8 protein-coding genes and 1 pseudogene are annotated in these 10,495 nt (G+C 49.3%); 3 read left to right on the forward strand and 6 right to left on the reverse strand.

Annotated elements, in window-relative coordinates:
* Positions 1 to 314: 314 nt before the first annotated feature.
* The 3 genes from ACUZ9Q_RS02200 to ACUZ9Q_RS02210 form a co-directional block, all read right to left on the reverse strand.
* Positions 315 to 1,244, reverse strand: a complete 930-nt coding sequence (locus ACUZ9Q_RS02200; RefSeq protein WP_449247235.1) for a class I SAM-dependent methyltransferase — start codon at positions 1,242 to 1,244, stop codon at positions 315 to 317.
* A gap of 543 nt (positions 1,245 to 1,787) precedes the next feature.
* Positions 1,788 to 2,855: an SPL family radical SAM protein gene (locus ACUZ9Q_RS02205; protein ID WP_227119488.1), complete on the reverse strand. Its 1,068-nt coding sequence runs from the start codon at positions 2,853 to 2,855 to the stop codon at positions 1,788 to 1,790.
* Positions 2,818 to 3,432 carry an RICIN domain-containing protein gene (locus tag ACUZ9Q_RS02210; RefSeq protein WP_215648788.1) on the reverse strand — a complete coding sequence of 205 codons (615 nt, stop codon included), beginning with the start codon at positions 3,430 to 3,432 and terminating at the stop codon, positions 2,818 to 2,820. The genes ACUZ9Q_RS02205 and ACUZ9Q_RS02210 overlap by 38 nt, the downstream gene beginning before the upstream one ends.
* Before the next feature lie 725 nt (positions 3,433 to 4,157).
* On the opposite strand from ACUZ9Q_RS02210, the gene ACUZ9Q_RS02215 reads away from it, so the two are divergent.
* Complete coding sequence (locus tag ACUZ9Q_RS02215; RefSeq protein ID WP_449248128.1) at positions 4,158 to 5,909, forward strand: methyl-accepting chemotaxis protein; 1,752 nt, start codon at positions 4,158 to 4,160, stop codon at positions 5,907 to 5,909.
* 66 nt (positions 5,910 to 5,975) lie between these two features.
* On the opposite strand, the gene ACUZ9Q_RS02220 is transcribed toward ACUZ9Q_RS02215, so the two are convergent.
* Positions 5,976 to 6,668 (reverse strand): potassium channel family protein, encoded by a 693-nt coding sequence (locus ACUZ9Q_RS02220; protein WP_227119490.1) that lies wholly within the window; start codon positions 6,666 to 6,668, stop codon positions 5,976 to 5,978.
* A 51-nt stretch (positions 6,669 to 6,719) separates the two neighbouring features.
* A pseudogene (locus ACUZ9Q_RS02225) lies at positions 6,720 to 6,962 on the reverse strand (potassium channel family protein); the annotation flags it as partial.
* Positions 6,963 to 8,000: 1,038 nt separating this feature from the next.
* On the opposite strand from ACUZ9Q_RS02225, the gene ACUZ9Q_RS02230 reads away from it, so the two are divergent.
* Together ACUZ9Q_RS02230 and gmhB are read left to right on the forward strand one after the other, a co-directional pair.
* Positions 8,001 to 8,402 (forward strand): MucR family transcriptional regulator, encoded by a 402-nt coding sequence (locus ACUZ9Q_RS02230; RefSeq protein ID WP_192112355.1) that lies wholly within the window; start codon positions 8,001 to 8,003, stop codon positions 8,400 to 8,402.
* Between the two features lie 212 nt (positions 8,403 to 8,614).
* Positions 8,615 to 9,304, forward strand: coding sequence for a D-glycero-beta-D-manno-heptose 1,7-bisphosphate 7-phosphatase (gene gmhB, locus ACUZ9Q_RS02235; protein ID WP_215647219.1), 690 nt, complete (start codon positions 8,615 to 8,617; stop codon positions 9,302 to 9,304).
* Between the two features lie 191 nt (positions 9,305 to 9,495).
* Here gmhB and fliM read toward each other — a convergent pair whose 3' ends face one another.
* Entirely contained in the window at positions 9,496 to 10,476 is a 981-nt protein-coding gene (gene fliM / locus ACUZ9Q_RS02240) for a flagellar motor switch protein FliM (protein ID WP_192112357.1), read from the reverse strand.
* Positions 10,477 to 10,495: the final 19 nt, after the last annotated feature.

Genomic DNA, 10,495 nt, shown 5'->3' on the forward strand with positions numbered 1-10,495 from the left:
CAATTGTTGCGCAACGTTAAGAAAGTGTAGGCGATCAGCGTGTGATTTGGTAATTGGCTGGCTATTGGATGATCTGCTTCATTGCTATTTTTTTAAATGTACACTTTTGTGGAATGCGCTGACAAAAATATCAATGCAATATATTAACTTTGTAGTATTTCAATGTGATAGTAAAACTGAGTCAAAGGCGTGTTTAGCGTGTCGGTGAAATAATGCAGGGCTGTTGAGCGTGGCAGGCTTTTGGGGTGCCGGATGTGAATGGTTCTGCGCCCGCGGCACAGCACGCAGTTGTCGCAAGTAGCTCGCCGTATATTCTACAGTTGCGTCACTTCCCATATTGCCAGACATTTGTCCTGGTACTGACCGGCATTCTCCGTACAGTTTTCGTTGATCAGGTCAGAAGGGGCGGGGAGGTTGAAGGGCGGCAGGCACAGGTTCAAGGGGCGCCAGCGGGTGATCTGGTCCAGATCGTAATTTTTTGTGCAATTGGTAAATGTTGTGGCGGCAAAATAGTTGATGTCACTGTTCTTTATGGTGGCCAGAGCCTTAAAAATTTCCTCAAAGCTCAAATGCACAAAGCAGTCTCGTGTCAGCAGCATGTCTGCTGCTGGCAGCGGCCCACGGCACAAATCAAGCACCAGGAATGAAAACCCTCTGCCCAATTTAATTTTATTGTTCTCTATCAAATCCTCAACGATATCTCCTCCGGTATATGTGATACCTGTAAAATCCATTGCAGAAATCCAATTGCAGTCGCCACAGGGAACGTCCAAAACACTTTTGATAGTATATTTGAGAAAGATTTTTTGCAGCTCTGTGCGCAATGTTGCAGTTTGCCGTAGTGATGACCCTGTGCCTGAGCAGCTTTCATTCCCACCAAATCCGCCGCAATGGTAAATCTGGTGAAAATCAATATCTGTTTGCGATGACAGTTCGGTCACCTGTCTGAAGTTTTGTATATAGTGCAGCAGCGGATTGATGTTTTGCGTCAGTGCTTCCGGGTGAAATCTCAGATAGTTCAGCGGCATGAAGTGTCTGTTTGGCTGATAGCCCTTGCGCGGTCCAAACTGCATATAATGCACAAGCGGGGGCATGGTGGCGGTTCTGCCCATCAGGTAGCAACGGCGGTACCATGTCTCGTCAAACAGGCCGCTTTCTTCCACCATGCGCAATTGATTTGCAGTGGGCATGGGGTAAATTGGCAGTTCTTCGCAATCAAGCGGCAGGGATGTTGGCATGGTCATGTGCAGATGCTCCGTTAGTGCTGGGTACCGCACTCCAGTGCTTGTTAGTGGCAGGATGTCGTGATCTTTTACGCCCGCAGCGCAGGCGAATGGAATCACAGGTGCTATGGGGGGCAAGCCCCGATTGATGCATTTTGCATCAGGCTGAAAATTGCCGGTTTATTATGCTCTGCCTGTGCAAGAATTTCAGCCAACACACCCGAAGGGTGATCCTGATATGTTGAACCGTTTGGCGACAAGCTTAAGATAGAGGTGATTGTGCTTTGCAGCGCCTTTTTGCTTTCTTCTTTCTTCGGATAGGTTTCATCAAAATTGTGGATGTCCTTATGTACTTCGTTGGGGATGCAGTGTCCAGACTGCTGTCCACCCGTTCGGTGTTGTAATCTGCTCTGCCAGCTTGTGGTTCTGCACGAACAATTCGCGATGCAATAATTCATGCAGGTGCGGTGAACCGAAACTCCGTTGTTGTTCTGCCAGTTTCAGCACGCGAACACGCAAACGCATCATGGCTTTTATTTCTGCATAGTCACAGAATGCAGCACATCACCCGAAGAGGCTCAGTTGCTTGGAGGCCTGCTTTTCTTCTAGCGTACTCAGGTATTGAAAAATTTGCTCAGGCTCATGCATGATGCCACGCTGCGAACAGTAGTGCCGGAAAAAGTCCATCAGGTATTTGTTGTTCGGACTACTCAATATGTATTGCGTTCCGTAGGTGCGAATGTATCTTTCCTTCATTCCGGGAAAATGACGATCAAGCTGGCTATAGAAGTATTGCCGGTTTCCATGGCGAAGAGTCATTCCCATGCCAAAGTTGATGATGCCGCGCACCCTTGCCTCGGCGCAATACTCCAAGATCCCTGCAATATTCTCTTTTGTATCATTGATGAACGGTAGAATGGGGCAAAGCCATACCACAGTCGGGATCCCGGCATCGCGTAAGCGAAGCAGCACATTAAAGCGCTCCCTTGTGGTGCTTACGTTGGGTTCCAGCTTTTTGCACAACTCTTCATCGTGTGTGGTCAAGGTTATCTGAACAACGCACTTGGTCTTTTCATTAATTTTTTGCAGCAGATCGAGGTCGCGCAATATTCGATCTGACTTTGTGATCACGGTAAAGCCAAAACCGTACTCATGTATCAGCGACAAAGCCCTTCTCACATTCCCGATTTCCATTTCAGCCGGGATATAGGGATCCGTCATGGAACCTGTGCCAATCATGCACTTTTTGCGTTTGCGCTGAAGCGCGCTCTCAAGAAGTTCTATGGCGTTTTCTTTAACTTCTATATCTTCAAATTCATGCTCCATGCCATAGCAAGCGCTGCGCGAGTCGCAATAGATGCATCCATGCGAACATCCGCGATAGATGTTCATGCCATTTTTAGCGGATAAAATTCCCTTCGCCTTCACAAAATGCATCTGTTCGTTCCCGCCTGAATATTGTGCAGCGGTGCTGTTGTCTTGACTTGACGTGTCGCGCCGTTCTTGCCATGTGCGCCAGCTATCCCCGCTGTCGGGCGTTTCCTTCGCAGGCTGGCGCAGGCAAGCGGCGGCAGAGTTTGTTCTCTGGGCTAATCTACTGCCCCGCAGGCCCGTTGCTGAATGATTTAACAAGCGGTTCCTTTTCTTGACCGTCGCGCGCCTTTGTTGGCGGGCTTTGCCTGCCCATTGGCGTCAGGCGGAAGAGCTGCCCGCGTGATGCGTTCTCCGTGTATCCCTGAAAAACCGTTCCCACGCGTTGCACATTGCCTTTAAGGTCAAGGGCGAGGCCTGTTTCCTGATTGATAAGCTTGTATAATTCCCCTTTTTCAATGACCTTCCATCGCTGATTTTTGGCGCCATGCCAAGGAAATATGATGGTGGGAACTCCATTGTATTTTTTGCTTTCAGATGAATCCAGAACCATTGCCAGCTTGGGCGCAATAATTTTGTAGTTGTCGTTGGCGAGGTGCTCAAAGCGCCAGATGCCCGCCTGCTCGTTCTGTCCGAGTGTAACCCGCTCCCTCACGGTCATGCCGCTGGAAACTACTGCCAGATCGCTGTCTGCCATCTGAATGAGGTAGTCGCCATCCGCAATTACAGCGGCAAGGGCAACCTGCGGAAGAATAAGGGAGGCGGTCAGCAGTATCGCCAGGCTAGAGCATGCGGCGATGCCTGAAATTTTTTTCATGACTTTCTGGATGTTCTTCATGGGGGCTCATCACAGGGCAAAGTGCCGTTGTACGTGGCTGCCTGCTGGCAGGAAGAGGGGCAAGGGAACTGATCGTATCCAGTATCGTGCGCTGCAGGTATCTGTTTGGTATTTAGCTCAGTTTTAATAAACTGGTCTAGATATTTGTTACAGTTGACTGCCAAGCAGTACTGTCTGTGACGACACATGTACGAATCATTTTGGTAATGTCATTGTCAAACTTAATTAACAATTTTGTTCTGATAAAAAAATAATTTATTCTCTATTATACGATGTTGTGGAAGAAATATTTGTAAATTTTATCGTCAAGTAGTCTATGTCGTGTCAAATTTTTTATAGTAAACATGAGAGTCTGGTGTGGTGCTGTGTTGTAAAGTGTAATTGAATATGGAAGATGCGCAAGTGTTGTATTTGCAAAAGGGACTGCAGGGCTTGGTGGGGAAAATTTTTTTTGGATAGCCGATACTTTCATATCGATTATATTGCTGAAAATTTAGACGAATAATTAATAAAACTTTTTTATAATTGTATCATTTTCTATTTTAAATCTAAAAACTACTTAAAATATGTTTTTAGATAAGGTACATTTTTAAAAAATTCCCCTAAGCGTATATTTGTGATTGCCGAATATATAATAATGCCGATTTTGTGGGGGCGAGTGACTGGTTCACGCTTTATGATGCACACACAACAAGGAAGGAACGAACATGTCTAAAATTTCAACTATGCAAAAACTGTTTGGGTTAAGTTTGTTGCTTTCATTATTTACAGTTGGCGTAGGAGCATTTAGCGTAAGGGAATTGAGCAATATATCTAATGATGTTGATGAGCTGTATTCAATTCATATGCGAGGGCTTGATATAGCGAGATCCATAAACATCAGCGTGCTGCGTATTGTCCGTGAAGAAAAAAACCTCATCATAAGCACCACGGACGAAGAAAACAAAAAACAGCTCAAATCGCTTGCGGATGAATACGCTGTTCTTGATAACTATCTTGGGGAAATAAAGAAATATTTTGTTTCAGCAGAGGGGCAAGCGATCCTTTCAAAGATGTCTGGCGTGGTCAAGGAGTGGCGGGACGTTCACAATAAGACAGTCGAGTTGGGAAAAACCACAGACCCGGCTATGAAAGCCAAGGCGCAAGAGATGTCCTTGACTACAGGCAGAGAAAAAACGCGCAATCTTGCAGCGACGATTCAGGATGTTGTTAATACAAAGATTGCTTATGCCCAGAAAGTCAGCCAGCAAAGCAAGGCGGATTTTATACTAGCCAGAAATATTACCATGGCGGGGGTTGTGGTGTCCTTGCTGCTTGGCCTTGGCCTTGGCTACCTGCTTGCCCGCAATATGCTCCACCAGCTTGGTGATGAACCTGCATCGCTTGCTGACCTTGCCCTGCGCATCGCTGGCGGCGACCTGAACGCGCAGTTTAATCCCAGCCGGAAAGAAATTGGCGTTTTTGGCGCCATGAAGCAAATGGTTGCAGCCCTCAAGGGAAAAATAGCCGAGGCCGATCAAAAGAGTCAGGAAGCCAGAGAAGAATCTGAACGCGCCCAGCAGGCCACCCTTGAGGCAGAAGCAGCACGGAAGCAGGCGGAACGAGCCAAGGCAGAGGGCATGCTGCAGGCGGCCCGGCAGCTCGAGGGCGTTGTTGAAATAGTCACCTCTGCATCGGAGGAGCTGTCTGCCCAGATTGAGCAGTCCAGCCGTGGGGCGGACGAACAGTCGAGCCGTGTGCGGGAAACAGCTACGGCTATGGAAGAAATGAACGCCACCGTGCTTGAGGTGGCAAAAAATGCGCAGCAGGCGGCGGACGTCTCCAGTCAGGCGCAGACGCAGGCGCTTGAAGGCGCAAAAATAGTCAGTGATGCCGTCAAGGGCATAGAATCTGTGCATGAACAGTCGCTGTCCATCATGGAAGATATGAACGCTCTGGGCCAGCAGGCAGAAGGTATCGGCCAGATTATGAGTGTTATCGCCGATATTGCCGACCAGACAAACCTCCTGGCGCTCAATGCCGCCATTGAAGCTGCACGGGCCGGTGATGCAGGGCGCGGATTTGCCGTGGTGGCCGATGAAGTGCGCAAGCTTGCTGAAAAAACCATGACTGCAACGCAAGAAGTGGGGCAGGCCATCAGAGGTATTCAGGAAGGCACAAAAAAGAATATTGATAATGTGGATAAGTCTGCAGAATCCATCGAAGAAGCCACAAAACTTTCAATCCGTTCCGGCGAATCGCTGAAGCAGATTCTGGAAAATGTGCACCTGGTCAACGATCAGGTGCAGTCCATAGCCACGGCCAGCGAACAACAGTCGGCAGCCAGCGAGGAGATCAATCATTCGGTGGAGCAGGTTGCCACAATTTCGTCAGAAACAGCGCAGGCCATGGAGCAGGCGGCAAAGGCAGTGGCGGATTTGGCACAGCAATCTCAGGTACTTCAGGGGCTTATCCGCGACATGAAAAATCAGGGTTAGCGGGATACTCTGGCAGAAGGCCGCTCAGCTTGCGCGGTCTTCTGCCTCGGCAAGGGATGTGTGGTGCTACATCATTTCATTGAGGCCTTGCAGATGGATTTTTGATCCAGCCACAAGCAGCACATCACCCGCCTGAACTACCGTGTCAGCCCTGGTTTTTTGCAAAATGGGGCTATCCTGGCTTTTAATGGCGAGGATGATAACATCATGCGATCTGGTCAGGGCAGCTTCCGCCAGGCTTTTGCCCACAAGAGGCGATGTATCCGAAACCAGAAACTCATCGAGCAGCACTTCATCGTTGGTGTTGCTGCGGTGCATGAAGGATTCCACCAGGGGCCGCTGAATGGCTTGGGCGATGGACTGTCCGCCGATCATGTGCGGCAGTATGACCCGGTTGGCCCCTGCGGTTTTGAGCTTGCTGATGTGGCGATTGTCGCTGGCGCGTGAAACAATGTAGAGATCGGGGTTCATGGCCCGGGCAGAGAGCACCACATACACGTTGGCGGGGTCGTTGGACATTGAAGCCACAAGAGCCTTTGCCCTGTCGAGCCCGACACGCATCATGACGCTGTCTGATGTCGCATCGCCAAGCACAAGAAAATAGCCCGCGCTCTCGATTTCTTCTGCCTTTTTGTCATCGGTTTCAACCACCACCACGTCAACGCCGTCTGCGGCCAGTTCAGCGGCCACAACCCGGCCCACCAAGCCAAAACCGCACAAAACGCAATGGCCGGAAAGTGCCGCAATTGCCTTGTCCACTCTGCGCCTCCGCATCATTTGAAATACGCGCCCTTCTGAAGCCAATTGCACAAAATAACCAATGAGAAGCGCAAAATATACTACGCCAGAAATAATAACAGCACTGGTAAGCAGCTTTCCCTGCTCGCTCAGGGGGTGTATTTCGCCGAATCCGATTGTTGAAAGGGTGATAAGCACCATGTAAAAACCGTCAAACAGCGACCAACCTTCAACATATTTATACCCAAGGCTGCCAAGTATAAATATAACAAAGAGTACTGTGCCGTTGATCATCAGCGGCCAGAATATGCCCATGCGCTGTCTGATGCGCAACAATTTTATGTAGAGCTTTTTTTTCAATTATTGCTCCATTGGTGAGCAGCCAAGCGCATCTTGCGGTGTAGCTTGCTGTTGCAAGTGTACTTACGCCACCTTCAGCAAGCATGTTTGATTTGCTTGTTGTGCTAAGTGATTTACGAGCGAATCCTCCAGAATTCAACAGAATATGGAGCATATTTGAAATATTTTTTCTTTTTATGAAAAGTCCAGAAAAAGCTCCGTGCAGCATGTCTATGGAAGTTGTGTGGAACGCTTAGTCTGCGGATGGAAAATTTTTTGCAATGAGCTCTTTTGTAGTGATTAATAACGCAAGAAAAAGAATGATGATTTTTGTCTAATAGATTTAATATGCTGATATTTTTGGCTGTTAACCAGAAGATTGTTGAAACTTTTTCGAGGGTGATTTTTTTTGACAAATCGGTTCTCTGTAGAATTAGATAGCGAAGTAGTTTGATTTAATATCTAAAGGCATTGATGCTTGTTTGTTTGTGAATAAAAGAGATAATTAAATACGATTTTTGCATGTTACATTTTTGTTTTGAATTGTTTTATATTTATTTACGATAATTATTTTATTAAAAAAAATTAAATTGAATTATATCAGTTGGGAGCAGCGAGCTCTTAAATGGCTGATTTTTGATATGATTTTTAGTTTTTATATTATATCTATGCACATTGATGTAATTTTGTGTAATTTATTTCTTTCTATGCTTATCATGAAATGTAAAAAGCTGGGAGTTTATTTGTATTATGGCAGCCATTTTGGGCTATTTTTTATTTTTACAGTAATAATGTGCGATAAATTGCGGTTGAAGCGCCAGCGCACCCCTAAATATGGATGGCATATTCTCTAAAAGCTATTTATATTGCCCTCCTTACGCTTCAAGCGCCCCGGTTTGATTGTGGTGTCATTTTTCGTTTATTGGGTTGACACAAATTGCTTTATCGAAATAGTGTTAGTGCTGAATCCTTATAGTTCAAAAGTTTTTTAACTTAATATATCGCGGAGTGAAGATGGACGATTTTTTGAAGGGTGCTTTGGAAATTTCCAAGGCTCAGGCTGGCGTCAGGGTTATGAGCGCGGAAGAAATAACGGCCTTTGTCCAAAAGGTTGCTGGCAGCATCAGGGCTGTTGCCATGGGCGAAGCCACTGGCGAACCCGATTTTGATGGGGCTGTTCTTGAAGCCAGAAAATCGATCAAGGAAAAGAGCGTTACCTGCCTTGAGTGTGGTAAGAGCTTCAAGATTTTGACTAAACGTCACCTGGCTACACACGGCCTCTCCACAGAAGAATACCTTGAAAAGTGGGGCTTTAAAAAGGGTACCCCGCTTGCCTGCAAGGCTTTGCAGCGTGAACGCCGCAAAAAAATGAACGACATGAAGCTGTGGGAACGGAGAATGACCGCCAAGAAGTAATTCTGCGGTCTGTCTGTCAGCAGCCTTGTTTTTGCATTCCCCGCCTTATAGGGCAGGGGAAAGAAGCGGCCCACTTGTGGGCCGCTTCTGTTTGGGACACCGGTTAGGTTTTTGCGGGCAGTTTTTGCATTTTTTTTTGGTTTGGCGCATAATTGCCAAGGATTGCAGCACACCAAACTGCCGGGTAACCCCGGAAAAGGGCAAGGGCTTTCATGAGCACAGCAGAAGCGCCGCGCCGCGCCATTTTTTTGGACCGCGACGGCACCCTGAATCACGATACTGGCTATATTCACCGCAAGGAAGACTGGCAGTGGCTGCCGGGCGTGGTTGAAACCCTCAGGCGCTTTCATGCCGTAGGGTATCTGCTTGTGGTCGTGAGCAATCAGTCGGGGCTGGCGCGCGGCATGTTCAGCGAGGACGATCTGCACGCTCTGGAAGCATGGGTTAATGAAGATCTGGCGGCGCACAACGCCGTTATCGACGCGTGGTATTATTGCCCCCACCTGCCGGAGGTTACTGGCCCTTGCAACTGCCGCAAGCCAGAGCCGGGCCTCATTCTGCAAGCCGCTGCCGATCTGAATATTGATCTTGCGCGCTCCTGGATGATTGGCGACCGTGTGCGCGATATGCAGGCCGGGCTGGCCGCCGGGTGCAGTTGCGTGCTATTGCGCCCCCCGGTGGGCGCGTACGAAGATAACGTACCCGTGCCGGAAGGCGTAAAGGTGGTGCCGCATCTGGCCGCCGCCGGGGTGCACATTCTTGCGCCTGAGATGCGGGCGCACAGGCTTTCCCGCCTGCCTGGCGGCTGTGGCGCGCACTGCGGGGGAAAGCACAGCTCCGACAGTTCCGGCCTCCCCGGCTGTGGCGGTTCTGGTTGTGAGGACGGGCCTGACAAAGCATAATTTTTATGTACAGGCAGGCTTGGCATTTTAGCCCTGCCGTGCCTGTAGATGCACAAGGCCCCTGTCTGACAGAATCTGCGTTGGGTGCAGTTCTTTCAGGCAGGGGCCTTTGCGTGAATTTAATACGTGGGGGGAGCGGCGTCAGTGCTGGCGGCTGCCGAGTGCCCGCCTTTGCCGCGCTGCTGGTCGCATCAGGTGTATTGCGGCTCGTTTTCCTTGATGATCTGAAAGGCCTTCATGGCCTTGATGGTGCCAGGCAGGCCCTGATACTTGGTCACCCCGGCGACCGTGCAGTTGAGCATGTCTTCGTGGTCGGTATCAAGCACGATAATGTCGCCCACCTGCATGCGCAGCAACTGGTTGCCCGTGATGGTGGTGCGGCCAAAATGCACCTTCATCTCCACCGGGGTTTCCAGCAGGCGCTCTTTAAGGCGCGCCACCCATGCGTGGTCAACTTCGAGGCGTTCGGTCTGAAAGCTCGCATGCAGTTTGGAACGAATGGGTTCAATGGTGGCGTAGGGCAGGCAAATAATCATGGAGCCGAGCGCCGTATCCAGCTCGACCTCAAAGGTGATGACCACCACAACGTCGCTGGGGGGCACAATGGCGGCGAACTGCGGATTGATTTCGCTGCGCACCAGCTCAAGCTTTACGTCATGCACTGGCCGCCAGGATTCTTCCATGTTCTCCAGCGCGATTTTGACAATCTTGTCCACCACTGCCTGCTCAATGCGCGTGAATTCGCGGCCTTCAACCTTGGGCTGGGAGCCAGCGCCGCCAAACACGTTTTCCACCAGAGCAAATACCAGACGCGAATCAACAACCATGATGGCATTGCCGCGCAGGGGATCCATTTTGAAAATATTGATGGAGGTTGGCACCGGCAGCGAGCGCATGAACTCGCCGAACTTGGTCATATCAATGGATATGGGGTTCAGCTCCACGCGCTTGCGCACAGAGTTTGAAAGGGCGTTGGTGCAAAGCCGTGAAAAACGGTCGTTAACGATTTCAAGCACGGGCATGCGCCCGCGGATGATGCGATCCTGATTGGCAAGGTCAAAAGACACAATGCCGGAATCGTCTTCCTGCGTTTCCGCTTCGTTTTCGATTTCCCCGCCGGAAAGCCCGCGCAGCAGGGCATCAACTTCGTCTTGCGCCAGAACTTTATTCATACCAGCCTCGGAACAGTCG

The organism is Desulfovibrio desulfopostgatei (genome assembly GCF_053570645.1).

Bases quoted from the DNA above. Each gene is read 5' to 3' on its own strand.
- gmhB (WP_215647219.1), top strand. From the start codon at position 8,615: ATGAGCACAGCAGAAGCGCCGCGCCGCGCCATTTTTTTGGACCGCGAC.
- ACUZ9Q_RS02210 (WP_215648788.1), bottom strand. From the start codon at position 3,432: ATGAAGAACATCCAGAAAGTCATGAAAAAAATTTCAGGCATCGCCGCA.
- fliM (WP_192112357.1), bottom strand. From the start codon at position 10,476: ATGAATAAAGTTCTGGCGCAAGACGAAGTTGATGCCCTGCTGCGCGGG.
- ACUZ9Q_RS02200 (WP_449247235.1), bottom strand. From the start codon at position 1,244: ATGACCATGCCAACATCCCTGCCGCTTGATTGCGAAGAACTGCCAATT.
- ACUZ9Q_RS02230 (WP_192112355.1), top strand. From the start codon at position 8,001: ATGGACGATTTTTTGAAGGGTGCTTTGGAAATTTCCAAGGCTCAGGCT.
- ACUZ9Q_RS02215 (WP_449248128.1), top strand. From the start codon at position 4,158: ATGCAAAAACTGTTTGGGTTAAGTTTGTTGCTTTCATTATTTACAGTT.